Origin of the sequence: Streptomyces spinosus (genome assembly GCF_020400655.1) — a bacterium.
Taxonomy (GTDB): domain Bacteria; phylum Actinomycetota; class Actinomycetes; order Streptomycetales; family Streptomycetaceae; genus Streptomyces; species Streptomyces argyrophylli.
Genome location: NZ_JAINRC010000002.1, coordinates 298,721 through 318,252, shown reverse-complemented (window position 1 = coordinate 318,252; position 19,532 = coordinate 298,721). Strand labels below are relative to the sequence as shown.

Below are 19,532 nucleotides of genomic sequence, written 5' to 3'. Positions count from 1 at the left end.
GCGGTCGGCGGGCACGTCGTCGGCAAGACGCCGGCAAGGCGCCGGAAAGCGGCTGAACCCACCGTCGAACGCAGGTGGGTTCAGCCGTCAGACGCCGTAGCCGTCGGAGTAGCCGTCGACGCGGTGGTGGCGGGGTTCCTCCTCCACCACCGGGGTCGTCGGCGGGACCACCACGCGACGGCGGCGGGCTATGCCGCTGAACGTCGCGACGCCGATCAGGCCCACGGCCATCAGGATCAGGCCGACGACGGTCAGGTTGACGCCTTGCATGTGCCAGTCGGTCGCGAACGTCAGAATGGCCCCCACGGCGATGAGGATGATGCATCCGCCGAGACCCATGAGACCTCGCCTCCCCTTCCGGTTCCGGAATCTCCGGTGCCGTCCGGGTACCCGGCCAGGGCCCGACTAGCCCTCCAGGAAGGCGGTCAGAGCGTTCGCCAGCAGGAAGGGGTCGTCGGCGCCGCAGAGTTCACGGACGCTGTGCATGGAGAGGATCGCCACGCCGATGTCGACCGTGCGGATGCCGTGCCGGGCCGCGGTGATCGGGCCGATCGTGGTGCCGCACGGCATGGAGTTGTTGGAGACGAAGGTCTGGAAGGGGACGTTCGCCTTCTCGCAGGCCGCGGCGAACACCGCGCGGCCCGAACCGTCCGTGGCGTAGCGGTTGTTGACGTTGACCTTGAGGATCGGTCCGCCGTTGACGCGCGGGTGGTGCGTCGGGTCGTGCCGTTCGGCGTAGTTGGGGTGCACGGCGTGGCCCGTGTCGGAGGACAGGCACACCGTCCCGGCGAAGGCGCGGGCCCGGTCCTCGAACGACCCGCCGCGCGCGAGGACCGAGCGCTCCAGGACGGTGCCGAGCAGCGGGCCGTCCGCGCCGGTGTCCGACTGCGAGCCGTTCTCCTCGTGGTCGAAGGCGGCCAGCACCGGGATGCGGGTGAGCGCCCCGCCGGAGGCCGCCGCGGCGGCGAGGGCGGCGGCACCGGCGTGCACGGACAGCAGGTTGTCCATCCGGGGACCGGCGACCAGCTCGCGGTCCCGGCCGAGGTAGGCGGGCGGCTCCACCGGGTAGGTCATCAGGTCCCAGCCGGTCACCGAGCCCGCCGCCAGGCCGGCCTCCTGCTCCAGGAAGGCGATGAGTTCGCCGTCGAGCACGTCGTTGCCGAGGCCCCACACCGGCTGGAGGTGCCGCTGCTTGTCGAGCTTGAGCCCCTCGGAGCCGACCGAACGGTCCAGGTGGATGGCTAGCTGCGGCACCCGCAGCAGCGGCCGGTCCACGTCGACCAGGACGGAGGAGCCGTCGCGCAGGCTCAGCCGGCCGGCCAGGCCGAGGTCCCGGTCCAGCCAGGAGTTCAGCAGCGGGCCGCCGTAGATCTCGACGGCGACCTGGCGCCAGCCGTGCGCCCCGCTGTCCGGGCGCGGCTTGACCCGGAGGTTGGGGGAGTCGGTGTGCGCGCCGATGATGTGGAAGGGGGTGTGCGGCTCGGCGCCCTCGGGCACGTACCAGGCCACGATCGCGCCGCCGCGCAGCACGTACTTGCCGCCGTGCGTCCCGTCCCAGGCGTCCGTCTCCGCCACCTGCCGGAAGCCGGCCTTCTCCAGCCGCTCGGCGGTGTTCGCCACGGCGTGGTACGGCGTCGGGCTCGCGGCCAGGAAGGACATCAGGTCGTCGGTGTGGCCGCGGTCGAAGGGGAGGGGAGCGCGCGAGGCGCTCCCTGGAGGGGCGGCGGCGGGTGACGGGCGGGATGGTGCGCTCATGGGATTCACCTTAACGACGTGCACGGGCCCGCTCCCGGTAAGGAGCGGGCCCGTGCGCGGAATCGACGGGGTCGTCCGGAAGGTCCGGGCGGACCGGTCAGAACGCCGCTTCGTCCAGCTCCATCAGGTCCAGCTCGACGCCCGCGGCGACCTTGCGGGCGAGGGTGACGCCCGGCAGGACGTTCGCCGCGAAGAACTTCGCCGCGGCGATCTTGCCCGTGTAGAACGCCTTGTCCTTCGCCGAGGCCGTGGCCAGCTTCTCGGCGGCGATCGCGGCGCCCTTCAGGAGCAGGTAGCCGACGACGACGTCACCGGAGGCCATGAGCAGGCGGGTGGTGTTCAGGCCGACCTTGTAGATGTTCTTGGTGTCCTGCTCGGTGGCGGCGAGGTCGGTCAGCATCAGGCCGACGATCGCCTCCAGCTCCACGGCCGCCTTGGCCAGGTGCTCGCGGGCGGCGGACAGCTCCTCGCCGCCGGTGCCGAGCGCCAGGAACTTCTTGATGTCCTCGGCGAGGGAGTTCAGCGCGGCGCCCTGGTTGCGGACGATCTTCCGGAAGAAGAAGTCCTGGCCCTGGATGGCCGTGGTGCCCTCGTAGAGGGTGTCGATCTTGGAGTCCCGGATGTACTGCTCGATCGGGTACTCCTGGAGGAAGCCGGAGCCGCCGAAGGTCTGCAGCGACTGGGCGAGCTGCTCGTAGCCCTTCTCGGAGCCGTAGCCCTTGACGATGGGCAGCAGCAGGTCGTTCAGCGCGTGCTCGGCGGAGGAGTCCTCGCCGTTCGCCTCCTTGATCTGGATGGCGTCCTGGATCGAGGCGGTGTAGAGGACGAGGGCGCGCATGCCCTCCGCGTACGCCTTCTGCGTGATCAGCGAGCGGCGCACGTCGGGGTGGTGGGTGATGGTGACCTTGGGCGCGGTCTTGTCCATGAAGTTGGCCAGGTCCGGGCCCTGGACGCGCTCCTTGGCGTACTCCAGCGCGTTGAGGTAGCCGGTGGAGAGCGTGGAGATCGCCTTCGTGCCGACCATCATGCGGGCGAACTCGATGATGCGGAACATCTGGCGGATGCCGTCGTGCTTGTCGCCGATCAGCCAGCCCTTGGCGGGGTGCTTGTCGCCGAAGGTCATCTCGCACGTGTTGGAGGCCTTCAGGCCCATCTTGTGCTCGACGTTGGTGGCGTAGACGCCGTTGCGCTCGCCCAGCTCGCCGGTCTCGAAGTCGAAGAGGTACTTCGGGACGAGGAAGAGGGACAGGCCCTTGGTGCCGGGACCGGCGCCCTCGGGACGGGCGAGCACGTAGTGGAGGATGTTCTCCGACATGTCGTGCTCACCGGAGGTGATGAAGCGCTTCACGCCCTCGATGTGCCAGGAGCCGTCCTCCTGCTGCACGGCCTTGGTGCGGCCGGCGCCGACGTCCGAGCCCGCGTCGGGCTCGGTGAGGACCATGGTGGAGCCCCACTGCTTCTCGACTGCGATCCTGGCGATGTGCTTCTGGACCTCGTTGCCCTCCTCGAAGAGGATGCCGGCGAACGCGGGGCCGGAGGAGTACATCCACACGGCCGGGTTGGCGCCCAGGATCAGCTCGGCGTAGGCCCAGATCAGGGAGCGCGGAGAGGTGGTGCCGCCGATCTCCTCGGGCAGGCCGAGCCGCCAGTACTCGGAGTCCATGAAGGCCTGGTAGCTCTTCTTGAAGGACGCCGGGACGGGCGCGGTGTTGGTCTCCGGGTCGAAGACCGGCGGGTTGCGGTCGGCGTCGGCGAAGGACTCGGCCAGCTCGTTCTCGGAGAGGCGGGTCAGCTCCTCCAGGACGCTCTTGGCGGTCTCGACGTCCATCTCCTCGAACGGGCCGGTGCCGTACACCTTGTCGCGCCCCAGTACTTCGAAGAGGTTGAACTCGATGTCGCGGAGATTCGACTTGTAGTGCCCCATGGCGACGGCTCCGTAGAGGGATCGGCGAGGCACCTGCTCCTCGCACCTAGTTCACGTACCAACAAGTAGCTACGATGATGCTACCCGTCGGTAATAAGAAGCAACCCCGATCCCCGGATCTGTGACCCACCCCTCGCCCGGTTCTCAGTACCCTTACGCGCATGTACGGATACGGCCAGCCCATGGACGGGGGTGCTGCCCAGCAGCAGTACGCCTCGTCGCAGCAGCAGATGCCGGGTGGTGTCGGCGGATACGGGCAGCAGCCGCCGCTGTACCCCGAGCCGTCGCCGCCCTCGCTGGCGGACGCGGTGCGCGCCTTCACGACCGGGCAGATGTCCGCCGAGGACTTCCAGCAGGTCTTCGCCACGTCGAAGGTGTACTGCCCGCGCGGTGACACTCCCGGCTTCCTGGCGCTGCACAACACCCAGCAGCCGGTGATCCCGATGTTCACCTCGCTGAAGGAGCTGCGCCGGTACGCCGGCAAGGAGTCCAAGTACTTCGTCATCACCGGCGCCGAGGTGATCGACCTGCTGCCGACCGGCTACGGCTTCGTCCTGGACATGGAGGGCGAGCACCGGATGGTCTTCGACGCGAAGGCGGTCGAGCAGATGGTCGACTTCGCGATGCGCCGCATGTACGGCTAGACGCCATCGCCGCGCGGACGGGCATCGCTCCGCGCCCGCGCGCGGGGAGCCCGGAGGGAATGCCCTCCGGGCTTTCTCTGTTCTGGGTGGCAAGAAGTTCAACGCTCAACTAAAGTGGGCGTACCAAGGAGGTACCCACCATGCCTGCAGTGACCGTCGAGAACCCGTTGACGCTGCCCCGTGTGACCGCTCCCGCCGACGCCGTGGCCCGCCGCGTGCTCACCGTCACGACCGCGCCGAGCGGTTACGAGGGCGAGGGCTTCCCGGTGCGCCGGGCGTTCGCGGGGATCAACTACCGCCACCTCGACCCGTTCATCATGATGGACCAGATGGGCGAGGTAGAGTACGCGCCGGGCGAGCCCAAGGGCACCCCCTGGCACCCCCACCGTGGCTTCGAGACCGTCACGTACATCATCGACGGTGTCTTCGACCACCAGGACAGCAACGGCGGCGGCGGCACCATCACCAACGGCGACACCCAGTGGATGACCGCGGGCTCGGGCCTGCTGCACATCGAGGCCCCGCCGGAGTCCCTCGTCGTGTCCGGCGGCCTCTTCCACGGGCTCCAGCTGTGGGTGAACCTCCCCGCCAAGGACAAGATGATGGCCCCGCGCTACCAGGACATCCGAGGCGGCAACGTCCAGCTCCTGACCACCCCCGACGGCGGCGCGCTGCTGCGGGTCATCGCCGGCGAGCTGGACGGCCACCAGGGCCCCGGCATCACCCACACCCCGATCACGATGATCCACGCGACCCTCGCGCCGGGGGCGGAGCTCACCCTGCCGTGGCGTGAGGACTTCAACGGTCTGGCGTACGTCCTCGCGGGCCGCGGCAGCGTCGGTGCCGAGCGCCGCCCGATCCACCTGGGCCAGACGGCCGTCTTCGGCGCCGGCTCCTCGCTCACCGTCCGCGCGGACGAGAAGCAGGACTCGCACACCCCGGACCTGGAGGTCGTCCTCCTCGGCGGACAGCCCATCCGGGAGCCGATGGCCCACTACGGCCCGTTCGTCATGAACACCAAGGAAGAACTCATGCAGGCCTTCGAGGACTTCCAGAAGGGCCGGCTCGGCAGCATCCCGGCGGTCCACGGGATGACCGAGGGCGGCATCTGACCGCTCACCGGCGGGCCCGCCGGCTCCCCCTCACGACCCCGGCCGTACGTCGGCCGGGGTCGGCGTGTCCTCACCCGCCCGGACCCGCGTCGCAGGACAGCCGACGCGTCGCGTGATCCGCTGGACGCGTGCAGTACCTCCCTGTCGCCGCACGCCGGTTCGCCGCCTGGTGTGCCGTGCTGCTGCTCGCCGCCGGGGTCGGGTGGGTCGGGGTGCGGTTGTGCGCGGAGTTCCGTACGGCCGTCACGCCGGTGCTGCTCGCCCTGCTCGGGACCGCGCTGCTCGGGCCGTTGTACCGGTGGCTGGTGCGGGCCGGGGTGGGGGCGTCGCCGGCGGCCGGGCTCACCTGTGTCGCCGTCGTGGCCGTCGTCGGCGGAGCCGTGTACATCGTCGTCGCCGCGCTCGTCGACACCGGCGCGGAGATCCTCGCCTCGCTGCGGAACGCGGCCAAGGGGGTCGCACGGCACTTCGGCGCCGCCGGGACCAGCCTGGACGACCTCGCCGCCAACGCCCGGCAACTGCTGGGCAGGTTCGGCGGCACCGCCGCGTCCAACGTCATCAGCGGCGTCAGCGTCGTCGCCGAGTCCATCGCCATGGCCGTGCTCGCCCTGCTGCTCGTCTTCTTCTTCCTGCGCGACTCCGACCGCGCCCTGGCCGGCCTGCGCTCGCTGGCGCCCGGCGACAGCGCCGATCTCCTGGAGGCCATCGCCCGGCGGTCCTTCGCCGCGGTCGAGGGCTTCATGCGCGGCACGACCTTCATCGCGCTCATCGACGCCCTGTGCATCACCGTCGGCCTGCTGATCCTCCGGGTACCGGGTGCGATCGGGCTCGGCGCGCTCGTCTTCGTCGGCGCGTACATCCCCTACCTCGGCGCCTTCCTCTCCGGCGCGGTGGCCGTGCTGGTCACCCTGGCCGACCGGGGCTTCGTCATCGCGCTGTGGGCGCTCGGGGTGGTGCTCGCGGTGCAGGTGCTGGAAGGGCACGTGCTGCAACCGGTGATCCAGAGCCGGACCGTGCAGATGCACCCGGCCGCCGTGCTGCTCACCATCACCGCGGGCGCCTCGGTCGCGGGCATCCTCGGCATGCTCCTCGCGGTCCCGCTGACCGCGGCGGCCTTCGGCGCCGTCCGGGAACTGCGCGGACGTCAGGCCACGTCCCGCGACGCGCCGGCCCCCGAGCCACCCGGTTCGTAGAGCTCGAACCAGATGCTCTTGCCCTCGCCCCGAGGGTCCACCCCCCAGCCGTCCGCGAGGAGTTCGATCAGCATCAGGCCCCGCCCGGAGGAGGCCAGTTCACCGGGGCGGCGCTTGTGCGGGAGGTCGTCGCCGGTGTCGAAGACCTCCACCCGCAGCCGCCGCCCGGGACCCTCGCCCATGACCTCCGCGAGCAGCACCGCGTCGGCGTCGGTGTGCACCAGCACGTTGGTGACCATCTCCGAGACCAGCAGCACCGCCGAGTCCACCTGCTCGGCCGACGTCCAGTCGTGCAGCAGTCCGCGCAGGTGCTGGCGGGCCTCGGCGATCCGCTCCGGCTCGTCCTGCGCCACCGACAGCAGCGTGCGCCGCACCACCGGCCGCACGGCGACGGTGCCGCCGCGCCCGCGGCCCTCTCCCGGCCGGCCCAGCAGCAGCAGCGCGATGTCGTCCTCGCGGCGGTCGGCCAGCGGGCCGGTGGTGTGGTGCGAGGACGGCCCGTGCACGCCCTGCACCAGCGCGTCGGCGAGGGACTCCAGGTCGCCCTCGTGGTCCTCCAGGATCGCGCGCAGCCGGCGCCAGCCGCTCTCCATGTCGTGCCCGCCGGTCTCGATCAGGCCGTCGGTGCACAGCATCAGCGTCTCGCCGGGTTCCAGCGTGAACCGGGTCCTCGGGTAGTCGGCGTCCGGATCGAGACCCAGCGGCAGCCCGCCCGCCGTCGGCCGGGTCATCACCGTGCCGTCCGTCATCCGGATCACCGGGTCCGGGTGCCCGGCGCGGGCCATCTCCAGCCGGCCGGTCGGCGGGTCGGCCTCCACGTACAGGCAGGTCGCGAAGCGGAGGTCGGCCAGCCCGTCCTCCCCGGGGCCGTCGGTGAGACCGTGCAGGAAGCGGGAGGCGCGGGAGAGGACGGCGTCCGGGCGGTGCCCCTCGGAGGCGTAGGCGCGCAGCGCGATCCGCAGCTGTCCCATCAGGCCGGCCGCGCGCACGTCATGGCCCTGGACGTCCCCTATGACCAGGGCGAAGCGGCCGGAGGGCAACGGGATCATGTCGTACCAGTCGCCGCCGACCTGGAGTCCGCCGCCGGTCGGGATGTAGCGGGCGGCCACCCGCATCCCCGGGATCTCGGGGCCGAGCGAGGGCAGCATGGAGCGCTGGAGACCCTCCGTCAGCTCGCGCGCGGACTCGGCGGCGCCGGCCCGGGACAGCGCCTGGGCGAGCATCCGGGCGACCGTCGTCAGGACCGCGCGCTCGTCCGGGGTGAACGCCACGGGATAGGTGAAGGCGGCCATCCAGGCGCCCATCGTGCGCCCGCCGGCCGTGAGCGGCAGGAATGCCCAGGAGCGGCGCCCGAAGTGCCGGGCGAGCGGCCAGGTCGCCGGGTAGCGGTCCCGGTACGCCTCGGGCGAGGACAGGTAGACCGCGCGGCCCGTGCGGACGACCTCGGCCGCCGGGTAGTCGGTGGCCAGCGGCATGTTCGAGAAGGGGCCCATGTCGGCGGGGGTGTGCCCGTGCTGGCCGGTGACCGTCAGCCGGTCGCCCTCGACGCCGAACACCACGAGCCCGTCAGGCGAGAACCCCGGCATCGACAGGGCGCCCGCGACCCGCAGCACCTCCGCCGTGGACCGGGCCTCCGCCAGCGCCCGGCCCGCGTCCAGCAGGAACGCCTCCCGGGAGCGCCGCCAGTCCCCGGTGACCGCGCTACGGCCGGCCGCCGTGCCCGGGGCCGGGTCGGTCACCTCTTGGAGGGTGCCGATCAGCTCGTACGCGTGCCGCTCGGGGTCGAAGGACGGCTTCGACCGGCTGCGGACGATCCGCACGATGTTGCCGTCCCCGTCCATGATCCGGATGCGCACCTCGGCGAGGGTGCCCTCGGCGACGGCCAGCCGCACCACGCCGGTGATCTCGTTCCAGTCGACCGGATGGAAACGGGCCCGGGTCTGCGCCTCCGTCAGGGTGGCGGGCTCCGCCGGCAGGCCGAGCAGCCGCGCCGCCTCGGCGTCCACGGTGACCAGCCCGGTGTCGGTGTCCCAGTGCCAGAGACCGGTCGCGAGGGAGGCGAGGACCTCCTCCACGGACGGCAGCGGCTCACCTGTACGCATTGCCCCACTTTAGGGAGAGGTGTGCGGAGCCTGCCACCGTAGACGCGCGAGCGGTGCGGACGGTAATGGTGGGGAGCCGATCTTGGGGTGCCCGGTACCCTTGGGATGGCCTAGGCCGTACCCGCCTGGCGACACCCGATCCGCAAAGACTGGATGAACGACGATGCATCGGTACAGGTCCCACACCTGCGGCCAGCTCCGCGCCTCTGACGTCGGCACCGACGTCCGGCTGAGTGGCTGGCTGCACAATCGGCGCGACCTGGGCGGCATCCTCTTCATCGATCTCCGTGACCACTACGGCATCACGCAGCTGGTCGCGCGCCCGGGCACCCCGGCGTACGAGGCCCTGGACAAGATCTCCAAGGAGTCCTCGGTTCGTGTCGACGGCCGCGTTGTTTCACGTGGAACCGAGAACGTGAACCCCGACCTGCCCACCGGCGAGATCGAGGTGGAGGTCGCCGAGGTCGAGCTGCTCGGTGCGGCGCAGCCCCTGCCCTTCACCATCAACACCGAGGACGGGGTCAACGAGGAGCGGCGCCTGGAGTACCGCTTCCTGGACCTGCGCCGCGAGCGCATGCACCGCAACATCATGCTGCGCACGGCCGTGATCTCCGCGATCCGCCAGAAGATGTCGGCGATGGGCTTCAACGAGATGGCGACGCCGATCCTGTCCGCCACCTCCCCCGAGGGCGCCCGCGACTACGTGGTCCCCTCCCGGGTGCACCCGGGCAAGTTCTACGCGCTGCCCCAGGCTCCGCAGCAGTTCAAGCAGCTGCTGATGATCTCGGGCTTCGACCGCTACTTCCAGATCGCGCCCTGCTTCCGTGACGAGGACGCCCGCGCCGACCGCTCGCCCGGCGAGTTCTACCAGCTCGACGTCGAGATGAGCTTCGTCGAGCAGGAGGACGTCTTCCAGCCGATCGAGAAGCTCATGACGGAGCTGTTCGAGGAGTTCGGCGGCGGCCGCCACGTCACCTCCCCGTTCCCGCGCATCCCGTTCCGTGAGGCGATGCTGAAGTACGGCTCGGACAAGCCGGACCTGCGCGCCAAGCTGGAGCTGGTCGACATCACCGACGTCTTCGAGGGCTCGGAGTTCAAGGCCTTCGCCGGCAAGCACGTGCGCGCGCTGCCGGTTCCGGACGTCTCCGCGCAGCCCCGCAAGTTCTTCGACCAGCTCGGTGAGTACGCCGTCGAGCAGGGCGCCAAGGGCCTGGCCTGGGTGCGCGTGGCCGAGGACGGCTCGCTCTCCGGCCCGATCGCGAAGTTCCTCACCGAGGCGAACGTCGCCGAGCTGACCAAGCGCCTCTCCCTCGCTCCCGGCCACGCCGTCTTCTTCGGCGCCGGTGAGTACGACGAGGTCTCGAAGATCATGGGCGCGGTCCGCGTGGAGGCGGCCAAGCGCGCGGGCCACTTCGAGGAGGGCGTGTTCCGCTTCTGCTGGATCGTCGACTTCCCGATGTACGAGAAGGACGAGGAGACCGGCGGGATCGACTTCTCCCACAACCCCTTCTCGATGCCGCAGGGCGGCCTGGAGGCCCTCCAGACCCAGGACCCGCTGGACGTCCTGGGCTGGCAGTACGACATCGTCTGCAACGGCGTCGAGCTGTCCTCCGGCGCGATCCGGAACCACGACCCGGAGATCATGCTCAAGGCCTTCGAGATCGCGGGCTACGACCGGGAGACCGTCGAGGAGAAGTTCGCGGGCATGCTGCGCGCGTTCCGCTTCGGCGCCCCGCCGCACGGTGGCATCGCCCCGGGCGTGGACCGGATCGTCATGCTCCTCGCGGACGAGCCCAACATCCGCGAGACGATCGCCTTCCCGCTGAACGGCAACGCCCAGGACCTGATGATGGGTGCCCCGACCGAGCTGGACGAGTCCCGCCTGCGCGAGCTGCACCTGACCATCCGGAAGCCGCAGCCCAAGTAGGCAACCGGGCAAGCGCCCGGCCGTGCGCGCCGATCCGTCCCGACTCGCTCCGGACGGTCGGCGCGCACAGCCGTTTCCGGGCCCGGTGACGGCTTGCGTCAGCTGATCGGGCTCATTCCCCCTGCCCGTCCGTTTCGGTGTCCGGGGAGGCGCCCTCCTCCAGCAGCCGCTCCGCGATGTCGTCGGACCAGTACTGGGCCCAGGCCCGCAGGGCGGCGACGGCGGGCTCGTCCAGCCCGTGGCGGAGGAAGTCCCGGTCGGAGTAGAAGTCCGTGCCCGTCAGCCGGGACTGCAGGGTCGTCAGGTCGAACGGGTCATGGGCGTGCCGGCGGCCCAGTTCCTCCAGGGCGGGCAGGGAGAACCGGGCCGCCGCGGCCTGCGCGTCGATGAGGTCCACGGCGGCGCCCCGGTCGTACAGGGCGCGGATCTTCGTGCCCACGGCGTCCGCCAGGGAGAGCGCCGGACCGTACGCGGTCAGTTCCGGCGGCTGCCAGAACGCCTCCTTGTGCAGCGCGAGCGCGCACGGCTCGCCGGTCGGCGGGTCCGTGACCGTCAGCTGCGCGGTGCGCGCGGTGACCGCGCCGGCCCGCACCCGCCGCCCCCGCGCCTCCAGGGCCGCGCCGACGGCACCGGCGATGTGCTCCATCGCCTCGGCGCTCTCGGTGGCGAAGTCCAGGTCGGCGTGCGGGCGGCGGAGCAGTCCGTGCGCCTGGAGGGCGTAGCCGCCGGCCAGGACCAGGCCGTACGGGCCGCCCACGGCGACGACGTCCGCGAGAAGCCGGTGATGGGGTTCGGGGATGTCCACACGAAGATCTTTCCGGCTTCCGGCCGCTCATGCGCGACGAGTGGCAACTGTTTCCCGGACAGGACGGGACGGCGGGCCGTCTCCGAGTCGGACTTGCCGGGGAGGGTGCCGTCGGTGGACTCCACGAAGTCGCGCATGGCCCGGTACACGTGGGAGGCGCCCTGCCGCGCGTTGTCCGGGGCGATGGTCATGGCGCTCGCTCCTCGTCGTCTGTGCCCAGGGGCAAGGATCGTCGCTCCCATGCTAGGCGGCCTCCGGGAAGCGGATCGGACCGGCAGTCGCGGCACCGGCCCGGTTCAGGCGCCCGGAAGGCGCGGTCACAGCCGTCGCAGGTCTGGAGAGGATGCCGGGGCGCCGGTGCCGGTGCGGCCGGTGGCCGGAGCGGCGGCAGGGGCGGCAGCTGGGCGGCCAGGCGGTGGGCCAGGAAGGCGGCCGGGCGGATCAGGGGCTCGTCCGGCAGGTTCGCGGTCAGGGCGTGCCGTACGGCGGCGGGGGTGAGGTCGCGTTCCAGCCAGGCCGCCACGCCGGGGGCGAGGTGCTCGGCGTCGGTGACGGACAGCAGCAGGCGGGGGTCGTGGCGGCGCAGGCCGGCGAGGACGTCGAGGGCTGTCCGGAGCAGGACGGCGGCGGGGAACGACGGCTGGGGCACCGCGGGCAGGCGGCGCTTGCGTGGCGCGGGCTCGTCGGGGGACGTGCGCGGGGTGGCCGACCTGCGGGCGGTCGTCTCCCGGGCGGCGTGGTGGCCGGGCCGGTTGCAGGAGACCGTGCGGGTCACGATCCGGCCGGTGGGCGTGCGCTCGCGGGTGGGCGCAGGTAGCCGTGCGCTTCCAGCTCCCGCAGAGCGGCGGCGATACGGGTCGGGCCCTCGGGGAAGCGGGCCGCGAGGGTCTTGATGTCCACGGCGGTGCCCGGCCGGACCGACTGGATGTAGCAGGCCAGTCCGATGGCGAGCAGGGACAGTTCCGGGTGCTGGGCCAGGTCGTTGCCGATCACCGTGAAGTTCTCGGTGTGGCGGACGTGGTCGTGCGTGACGCCGGCGGGCCGGTGCCCTTCAGGGTGGTTCTTGCCCCGGATACGGGACGGGGCGGACGAGGTCGCGCTAGGGTTTTCGGTGTCCATCGGGAAGCGGCTTTCTTCCTCGGTGGTCAGGCCCTCGCATGGGATGCCAGTCCCGGCGAGGGCCGTCCCATGTCTGGGGATGCCTGTGTGCTGCTGGTGCTGAGCCTAGGGCAGCCAACCGGCCGCGAATCCAGCCCACTTGGCATATTCACTCGCGGGAGTGAGTTTGCCCGGCGGGAGGGAGGGGTGGGGCTTGGCGGGGTCCTTTCTCCCCAGTGGGTAGTGCATAGGGAGCGCAGGTCGGACCGGGGCGCGGGCGGTCAGGTCCCGGTGACCGTCCTGTCGTTGTCCGGTGGTGTCCGGGCTTGTTCCAGCGTCGCGTACGGGTAGGGCGTGGCTGGTACGAGGCGGCACGACGGAGGGGCGCGCGCATGGCGGTGGACGGCGAGGTCCGGCAGCTGAGGACCGAGGCTGACGAGCCGGGGTGGGAGGTGGACCCGGACGACGAGTGGGGCGTGGCGGTGGTCACCACCGTGGGGCGGCAGCTGAAGCTGCGGCGCGAGGCGGTGGGGATGCGGGCCGGCGACTTCGGGAAGGCCGTGGGATACGGCGAGGACCTCGTCTACAAGATCGAGGCCGGGAAACGGATTCCCCGGCCGGAGTACCTGGACAGGGCGGACGAGGTGTTGGGGGCGGGTGGGCTGCTCGCGGCGATGAAGGAGGACGTGGCCAAGGTCCGGTATCCGAAGAGGGTTCGGGAGATCGCCAAGTTGGAGTCGCAGGCGGTCGAGGTGGGTTTGTACAGCAACCACAACATCCACGGCCTGTTGCAGACCGAGGAGCACATGCGCGCGCTCTTCGGTGCGTGGCTCCCCGCACATTCGGACGAGGAGACGGAGCGCATGGTGGCCGCGCGCCTGGCCCGTCGCTCGATCTTCGAGCGCTCACCCGCGCCGACACTCAGTTTCGTCCAGGAAGAGGTGACGCTTCGCCGTCCGGTTGGGGGCAGAATGGTGTGGCGTAGGCAGCTCGAACGCTTGTTGGAGCTGGGGGAGTTGCGGAACGTGGCGATTCAAGTGATGCCGACGGATACGGAGGACCACTTCGGCACGGGCGGGCTGATCGAGGTCCTGAAGTTCGCGGACGGCACTGCGGTTGGTCGCTCCGAGGGCGCGTTCAGCGGGCGTCCGGTGACCGATCCGAAGCAGATCCGCATCCTCGACCTGCGCTATAGCATGATCCGGGCCCAGGCGCTCACGCCCCGAGAGTCCCGGGCCTTCATCGAGCAGATGCTTGGAGAATCATGAGCGGCAACCCCACCACCAGGGACGGCTCCACGCTGGCGTGGTTCAAGAGCAGTTACAGCAGCAGCGGCGACGGCAACGACTGCGTCGAGGTCGCCACCACCCCCGGCACCATCCACGTGCGCGACTCCAAGTACCGGGACGCCGGTCCCCGCCTCGCCCTCACGCCTGAGGCGTGGGGGGACTTCGTGACGTACGCGTCCGGGAACTGACCTCTCGGTTCACGACGGAAGGGCCCGGGGAGCGCGCGCTCCCCGGGCCCTTGCCGCTCACGTCACGGCTCAGACGGCCGGCTTCTCCTCCAGACGCGGGAAGAGGACCGCGCCCTTGGTGATCGTGGAACCCGCCGGCAGCCTGCCCCACTGACCCGCGTCCTGGATCCGCTGCCCGGCCAGGGCGCCGAGGCCGGCCTCCGCGCCCAGGGAGTCCCAGAGCTTCTGGGAGGTCTTCGGCATCACCGGGTTCAGCAGCACGGCCACCGCGCGGAGCGCTTCCGCGGCCGTGTAGAGGATCGTCGCCAGGCGGGCCCGGCCCTCCTCGGACTCGTCCTTGGCCACCTTCCACGGCTCCTGCTCCGTGATGTAGCCGTTGACCTGCTTGACGAAGTCGAAGACGGCCAGGATCCCGCCCTGGAAGTCCAGCTCCTCGCCGATGCGGCGGTCCGCCTCGGACACGGCCTTGGCCAGGCCGTCGTGGATCGCCTTCTCCGCCTCGCCGTCGGCGGCCGGCTCCGGCAGCGTGCCGCCGAAGTACTTGCCGACCATGGCGGCCACGCGGGAGGCGAGGTTGCCGAAGTCGTTGGCCAGCTCCGAGGTGTACCGGGCGGAGAAGTCCTCCCAGGAGAAGGAGCCGTCCTGGCCGAAGGCGATGGCCCGCAGGAAGTACCAGCGGTAGGCGTCCACACCGAAGTGCGAGGTGAGGTCCTGCGGCTTGATGCCGGTCAGGTTGGACTTCGACATCTTCTCGCCGCCGACCATCAGCCAGCCGTTGGCCGCGATCTTGCCGGGGAGCGGGAGTCCCTGGGCCATCAGCATGGCGGGCCAGATCACCGCGTGGAAGCGGAGGATGTCCTTGCCGACGAGGTGGACGTCGGCGGGGAACGTGGCCTCGAACTTCTCCTGGTTCTCGTTGTAGCCGACCGCCGTGGCGTAGTTCAGCAGCGCGTCGACCCACACGTAGATCACGTGCTTGTCGTCCCAGGGGATCGGGATGCCCCAGTCGAAGGTCGAGCGGGAGATGGAGAGGTCCTGCAGGCCCTGGCGGACGAAGTTCACGACCTCGTTGCGCGCGGACTCGGGCTGGATGAAGTCCGGGTTGGCCTCGTAGTGGGCGAGGAGCTTGTCGGTGTACTCGCTCAGCTTGAAGAAGTAGTTCTCCTCGCTGAGGATCTCCACCGGCTTCTTGTGGATCGGGCACAGCTTCTGGCCCGCGTACTCACCCTCACCGTCGAGCAGTTCGCCGGGGAGCTTGTACTCCTCGCAGCCGACGCAGTAAGGGCCCTCGTAGCCGCCCTTGTAGATCTCGCCCTTGTCGTACAGGTCCTGCACGAACTCCTGGACGCGGTCGGTGTGCCGCTTCTGCGTGGTGCGGATGAAGTCGTCGTTCGCGATCTCCAGGTGCTCCCAGAGAGGCTTCCAGGCCTCGGTGACGAGCTTGTCCGCCCACTGCTGGGGCGTGACGCCGTTCGCCTCGGCCGTGCGCATGATCTTCTGACCGTGCTCGTCCGTGCCGGTGAGGTACCACACCTTCTCGCCGCGCTGACGGTGCCAGCGGGTGAGCACGTCGCCTGCGACGGTCGTGTAGGCGTGGCCCAGGTGAGGAGCGTCGTTGACGTAGTAGATGGGGGTGGAGACGTAGTACGCCTTGCCACCCTGCTTCTCGGATCCAGTGGCCGCCATAAGTCGAAATCCTACTGGCCCGCCGAAGATCGACTCACATGCGTTTCGGGGGGTGGACGGGTGTCCACCCCCCGGGTGGGGCTCACGGGCGCCAGGTGGCCAGTACGCCTTCGTAGAGCTCCGTGTCGGTGAGCTCGCGCGGGGTCGGGCCCGCGTGGAAGAAGGACGTGTTGCCGGTCTTCAGCTTGCGGAGGTAGTCGAAGGCCTTGTTGTCGTGGTCACCGAAGGCGACGAAGGAGAAGAAGAGGGCGGGGTGCCGGGTGGCGGTCTCGGTGAGGGACTGGGTGGCGGGGGTCTTGGCGTCCGGGGCGCCGTCGGTCTGGAACACGACCAGGGCGGGGGTGCCGGGGGAGGCGTTCTCCTCGTAGTGCGCCACGACCGCCTCCACGGCCGCGTGGTAGCTGGTGCGGCCCATGCGGCCGAGGCCCGCGTGCACGTCGTCGATCTTCGTCTCGTGGTCCGGGGCGAGGGTGAGGTCGGTGGTGCCGTCGACCTCCGTGGAGAAGAAGACGACGTGGACCGTGGCCTCGGGGTCGAGGTGGGCGGCGAGGGCGAGGGTCTGGTCGGCGAGGGCCTGGGCGGAGCCGTCCTTGTAGTACGGCCGCATGCTCGCGGAGCGGTCGAGGACGAGGTAGACCTTGGCGCGGGTGCCGGTGAGGTCGGTCTTCTTGAGGGTGGTCGTGGCGGCCTTGTAGGCGGCGGTGAGGGAGGGGGTGCGGGACCTGATCTTGGCGAGGGTGTTGGCGGGCTTGGCCCGGTCAGCCGCCTCGTCTTCGGGGGTTGCCTGCGGTGCCGGTGCCGGTGCCGGCGCCGGGTCCGTGTCCGCCTCGGCTTCGCCGGTTGCCCGCGGTGCCGGGTCCGTGACCGCCTCGGCTTCGCCGGTTGCCTGCGGCGCCGGGTCCGTGACCGCCTCGGCTTCGCCTTCGGCGTCCGTGTTCCCACCCGCACCACCCGTGCGGCTTTCGTCGTCGGCCGCGGGTGGCCCCTGTGGGGCGTCCTCGCCGTCGGCGGCCTGCGGGGCGGTGGTCGCCTCGGCGGTTGCCTCGGCTTCGCCGGCATCCGCTTCCACGTCCGCCTCTGCCTGAGCCGCAACCTCCGCTTCCGCCTCCGGCTCGGTTGCCTCCGCGTCGGCCGCCGATCCGGACCCGACTTCCTCGGGCGTCTCCTCGGCCTTCGGCGCGGTCTCCGTCACAGCCGTCGGCGCGGGCGTCTCCTCCGCCTCGTCCTGGACTTCGGCGGTGGCCGTCGTCGGCGGCTCTTCCTCGGCCTTCTTCTCGGCCTTGCCCTGGGCCTCGGGGACGGTCTCGGCCGGGGGCTCCTGTTCGGGCCTGGCCTCGGTCTCGTCCTGGACTTCGGCGGTGGCCGTCGTCGGCGGCTCTTCCTCGGGCTTCTTCTCGGCCTTGCCCTGGGCCTCGGGGGTGGTCTCGGACGGGGGCTCCTCCTCGGGCTTCTTCTCGGGCGCGGTGAGGGGCGCTTCGGCCTTCGGCGGGGCCGGCTCCTCGGTCCTGGAGGGCGTCGGCGTCGGCTGGGACGGGGTGGTCTTCACCTTGTCGAACGCCGCTGCCACCAGGTCGTGTTCTTCGGCCGCTGCCTTCAGGTCCTGTTCCTCGGTGGGGGTGTGGCGGGGTTCCGGGACCGAGGGGGAGAGCGCGGGGGTCTCGGGCGCACCCTCCGGCTCGGTGGCTCGTGCTTTGCGTGAGCGGCCGAACGCGTTCCGCAGGAGAGTGAGAATGCCCATGTGCGCAACCCTTCGTGAGGTGGAGCCGTCAATCCCTGGCCAGGACGGACACGTAAGGTTAGCGGCCCTGGATTGCGGGAGCGGTCAGCGCGGGGAGGCGATCGAACGGGCCGTGGCGACCTCCTGGCGCAGCGGTTCCAGGACGCTGCCCGCCGGCCCGGTCAGGTCGGTGCGGACGGCGACGAGGATCTCCGCGTTCCGTACGCCCTCCGACAGTTCCCGCAGTTGCAGGGTGACCTGGGCGATCTCCGCGGTGGAGGGCGCCGCCGCCCCGTGGCGGACGCGGACGCGGGCGGCCGTCGTGGCGTCCACGATCCGTTCCACGGCGACGACCAGCGGCCACCACGCGGCGGCGCGCCTGCCGGTGGGCGGCGGTTCGGTCAGGGCCCGCTGGAACTCGGTGCGGATGACGGACAGGTCGCGGTAGAGGCGGCGGCGCATGCGGGCCCGGGCGGACGGATCGGCGTGCGGACCGAAGGCGGCCTCGACGTACGCCGCCGTGTCGGCCACCGCGTCGGCTAGGCGGTCGCCGACCCGGGTGTGCCAGCTCTCGGGCCACAGGAGGTAACCGGCGGTCAGGGCGACGGCGCAGCCCAGGAGTGAGTCGGCCAGCCGGGGCAGCAGGAGAGCCGTGCCCTGGTGGTTGAGGACGTCGGACAGGATGAGGATCACCGGGGTGATGGCGGCCGTCTGGTAGCCGTAGCCCCGGGGGGTGAGGGCCGGGACGAGGGGGGCGAGGAGGAAGAGGACGGGGACGTCCCACCAGCCGAGCGGGACCTCGGCCAGCACCACCGCCGCGATCAGCAGACCGGCCACCGTGCCGAGCGCGCGCAGCAGCGCGCGGGAGAAGACCGAGCCGAAGTCGGGCTTGAGGACGAAGGTGATGGTCAGGGCGACCCAGTAGGAGCGCGGGACGGGGATCAGGGAGACCAGGGCCTGCGCGATGCCGATGCAGACGGCGAGGCGTACGCCGTAGCGCCAGGAGTTGGCGGACAGGACGACGTTGCGGGCCGCGCGGGCGGTGCGGATGCCGAGGGCGGCGGGCCGGCCCAGGCGGTCGTCGATGCCCCGGGGGTCGACGTCGGGGGCGGTGACGACCTCGGCGGTGTGGCGCAGGGCGTGGTCCACCGCCCGGGCCGTCTCCGTGGTGGGGACGGGCAGGTGCAGGGACGGGAGGGTGTTCGATCCGGTGGCGACGGCGTCGGCCAGGTGGTGGAAGGCCTCCGGGACCTGCGGGGGGAGCGGGCGGGCCGCCAGGTGGGCCGCGGGGGCCGCCTCTATCACCGGGGTGATCGCGTTCAGCTGGGCGAGGAGCCGGGTCAGGTCCGGGCTGCGGCCGTGGTGGCGGGCGCGCCGGGCCAGGATCAGGTCGTACGACTGGTTCAGCGAGTGGGTGACGGTGCGGCGGGCCTCCTCGTACTCCTCGGTGCGGTCGGTGCCGGCGGTGGCGAGGAGGGTGGCGACCGTGCGGTAGGTGGCGGCGACCGCGGCCCGTTCGGGCACGCCCGCGCGCAGCGGCCAGGCCAGCAGCCCGAGGAGGAGGACGAGGAGGCCGCCGCCGGTCAGCAGGGCCGGGGCGAGCCACCAGGGGGAGGGCAGCGGGAGTCCCGCGCCCACCACGCAGTTGAGCAGCAGGAGCAGGCCGGAGACCGAGGCGACCGCGCCGATCGTGGAGATCATGCCGGAGACCAGGGCGACACCGGTGACCACGGCCACCGCGTACCAGCCGTGCCCGTACACCAGGGTGCCCAGGGCCACGCCGACCGCGCCGAGGAGCTGCGGTACGGCGATGTTCAGGATGCGCATGCGGTAGGCGTCGGCGGTGTCGCCGATGACGCCGGACAGGGCGCCCATGGAGGCGAGGGCGCCGTAGGCCGGGCGGCCGGCGGCGAGACCGAGCGCCAGCGGCAGGGCCATGGCGAGGGCGGCGCGGGCCACGGCCGCCCCGTTGACCGGGGCCTGCTGGGGTATGAGGTTCCGCACCAGCCAGTCGGGAGGGGTGAGGCTGATGGGGAACTCTCGGGACATGCGCCCATTATCACCGGTTGATCCATCCGGGTCGGGCCCCCTG

At 71.3% G+C, this 19,532-nt stretch carries 14 protein-coding genes and 1 pseudogene; 6 read left to right on the top strand and 9 right to left on the bottom strand.

What is annotated here, in order from left to right; translation table 11 throughout:
- Nucleotides 1–87: 87 nt before the first annotated feature.
- The 3 genes from LG395_RS05335 to LG395_RS05325 all read right to left on the bottom strand — a co-directional run bounded on the left by LG395_RS05335 (nucleotide 88) and on the right by LG395_RS05325 (nucleotide 3,679).
- Nucleotides 88–339 (bottom strand): DUF6458 family protein, encoded by a 252-nt coding sequence (locus tag LG395_RS05335; protein ID WP_014673852.1) that lies wholly within the window; start codon nucleotides 337–339, stop codon nucleotides 88–90.
- A gap of 66 nt (nucleotides 340–405) precedes the next feature.
- Nucleotides 406–1,755, bottom strand: a complete 1,350-nt coding sequence (locus LG395_RS05330) for a M18 family aminopeptidase (RefSeq protein WP_212768368.1) — start codon at nucleotides 1,753–1,755, stop codon at nucleotides 406–408.
- 97 nt (nucleotides 1,756–1,852) lie between these two features.
- The gene (locus LG395_RS05325; protein ID WP_225808792.1) at nucleotides 1,853–3,679 is read right to left on the bottom strand and encodes an acyl-CoA dehydrogenase; all 1,827 of its coding nucleotides are present in this window, start codon (nucleotides 3,677–3,679) and stop codon (nucleotides 1,853–1,855) included.
- 161 nt (nucleotides 3,680–3,840) lie between these two features.
- On the opposite strand from LG395_RS05325, the gene LG395_RS05320 reads away from it, so the two are divergent.
- From LG395_RS05320 to LG395_RS05310, 3 genes are all read left to right on the top strand, one after another.
- Complete coding sequence (locus LG395_RS05320; RefSeq protein ID WP_171154532.1) at nucleotides 3,841–4,323, top strand: SseB family protein; 483 nt, start codon at nucleotides 3,841–3,843, stop codon at nucleotides 4,321–4,323.
- Nucleotides 4,324–4,463: 140 nt separating this feature from the next.
- Nucleotides 4,464–5,435: a pirin family protein gene (locus tag LG395_RS05315; protein WP_171154531.1), complete on the top strand. Its 972-nt coding sequence runs from the start codon at nucleotides 4,464–4,466 to the stop codon at nucleotides 5,433–5,435.
- A gap of 128 nt (nucleotides 5,436–5,563) precedes the next feature.
- Nucleotides 5,564–6,628, top strand: coding sequence for an AI-2E family transporter (locus LG395_RS05310; protein WP_225808617.1), 1,065 nt, complete (start codon nucleotides 5,564–5,566; stop codon nucleotides 6,626–6,628).
- Here the strand turns inward: LG395_RS05310 and LG395_RS05305 are convergent.
- Complete coding sequence (locus LG395_RS05305; RefSeq protein WP_225808616.1) at nucleotides 6,580–8,730, bottom strand: SpoIIE family protein phosphatase; 2,151 nt, start codon at nucleotides 8,728–8,730, stop codon at nucleotides 6,580–6,582. The two genes, LG395_RS05310 and LG395_RS05305, sit on opposite strands and share 49 nt — an antisense overlap.
- A 163-nt stretch (nucleotides 8,731–8,893) precedes the next feature.
- Here LG395_RS05305 and aspS point away from each other — a divergent pair, with 163 nt between their 5' ends.
- The gene (gene aspS, locus LG395_RS05300; RefSeq protein ID WP_171154524.1) at nucleotides 8,894–10,657 is read left to right on the top strand and encodes an aspartate--tRNA ligase; all 1,764 of its coding nucleotides are present in this window, start codon (nucleotides 8,894–8,896) and stop codon (nucleotides 10,655–10,657) included.
- A gap of 112 nt (nucleotides 10,658–10,769) precedes the next feature.
- Here aspS and LG395_RS05295 read toward each other — a convergent pair whose 3' ends face one another.
- On the bottom strand, nucleotides 10,770–11,462 hold the full coding sequence (locus LG395_RS05295) for a nucleotidyl transferase AbiEii/AbiGii toxin family protein (RefSeq protein ID WP_171154521.1): 693 nt from the start codon (nucleotides 11,460–11,462) through the stop codon (nucleotides 10,770–10,772).
- Nucleotides 11,463–11,649: 187 nt separating this feature from the next.
- Nucleotides 11,650–12,581 (bottom strand): annotated as a pseudogene (locus tag LG395_RS05285) (helix-turn-helix domain-containing protein).
- A 371-nt stretch (nucleotides 12,582–12,952) separates the two neighbouring features.
- Here LG395_RS05285 and LG395_RS05280 point away from each other — a divergent pair.
- The gene (locus LG395_RS05280) at nucleotides 12,953–13,828 is read left to right on the top strand and encodes a helix-turn-helix domain-containing protein (RefSeq protein ID WP_171154517.1); all 876 of its coding nucleotides are present in this window, start codon (nucleotides 12,953–12,955) and stop codon (nucleotides 13,826–13,828) included.
- Entirely contained in the window at nucleotides 13,825–14,037 is a 213-nt protein-coding gene (locus LG395_RS05275) for a DUF397 domain-containing protein (protein ID WP_171154515.1), read from the top strand. Before LG395_RS05280 ends, LG395_RS05275 begins: the two co-directional genes overlap by 4 nt.
- Before the next feature lie 69 nt (nucleotides 14,038–14,106).
- Here the strand turns inward: LG395_RS05275 and metG are convergent, their stop codons facing one another.
- The 3 genes from metG to LG395_RS05260 all read right to left on the bottom strand — a co-directional run bounded on the left by metG (nucleotide 14,107) and on the right by LG395_RS05260 (nucleotide 19,489).
- Complete coding sequence (gene metG, locus LG395_RS05270) at nucleotides 14,107–15,723, bottom strand: methionine--tRNA ligase (protein ID WP_225808615.1); 1,617 nt, start codon at nucleotides 15,721–15,723, stop codon at nucleotides 14,107–14,109.
- 82 nt (nucleotides 15,724–15,805) lie between these two features.
- A complete protein-coding gene (locus tag LG395_RS05265) occupies nucleotides 15,806–17,461 on the bottom strand; it encodes a VWA domain-containing protein (protein WP_225808614.1) in 1,656 nt (551 codons plus the stop codon).
- A gap of 84 nt (nucleotides 17,462–17,545) precedes the next feature.
- Complete coding sequence (locus LG395_RS05260) at nucleotides 17,546–19,489, bottom strand: FUSC family protein (protein ID WP_225808613.1); 1,944 nt, start codon at nucleotides 19,487–19,489, stop codon at nucleotides 17,546–17,548.
- Nucleotides 19,490–19,532 lie beyond the last annotated feature (43 nt).

Coding starts and splice junctions, on each gene's coding strand:
- LG395_RS05335 (WP_014673852.1), bottom strand. CDS start 339: ATGGGTCTCGGCGGATGCATCATCCTCATCGCCGTGGGGGCCATTCTG.
- LG395_RS05330 (WP_212768368.1), bottom strand. CDS start 1,755: ATGAGCGCACCATCCCGCCCGTCACCCGCCGCCGCCCCTCCAGGGAGC.
- LG395_RS05325 (WP_225808792.1), bottom strand. CDS start 3,679: ATGGGGCACTACAAGTCGAATCTCCGCGACATCGAGTTCAACCTCTTC.
- LG395_RS05320 (WP_171154532.1), top strand. CDS start 3,841: ATGTACGGATACGGCCAGCCCATGGACGGGGGTGCTGCCCAGCAGCAG.
- LG395_RS05315 (WP_171154531.1), top strand. CDS start 4,464: ATGCCTGCAGTGACCGTCGAGAACCCGTTGACGCTGCCCCGTGTGACC.
- LG395_RS05305 (WP_225808616.1), bottom strand. CDS start 8,730: ATGCGTACAGGTGAGCCGCTGCCGTCCGTGGAGGAGGTCCTCGCCTCC.
- aspS (WP_171154524.1), top strand. CDS start 8,894: ATGCATCGGTACAGGTCCCACACCTGCGGCCAGCTCCGCGCCTCTGAC.
- LG395_RS05280 (WP_171154517.1), top strand. CDS start 12,953: ATGGCGGTGGACGGCGAGGTCCGGCAGCTGAGGACCGAGGCTGACGAG.
- LG395_RS05275 (WP_171154515.1), top strand. CDS start 13,825: ATGAGCGGCAACCCCACCACCAGGGACGGCTCCACGCTGGCGTGGTTC.
- metG (WP_225808615.1), bottom strand. CDS start 15,723: ATGGCGGCCACTGGATCCGAGAAGCAGGGTGGCAAGGCGTACTACGTC.
- LG395_RS05265 (WP_225808614.1), bottom strand. CDS start 17,461: ATGGGCATTCTCACTCTCCTGCGGAACGCGTTCGGCCGCTCACGCAAA.
- LG395_RS05260 (WP_225808613.1), bottom strand. CDS start 19,489: ATGTCCCGAGAGTTCCCCATCAGCCTCACCCCTCCCGACTGGCTGGTG.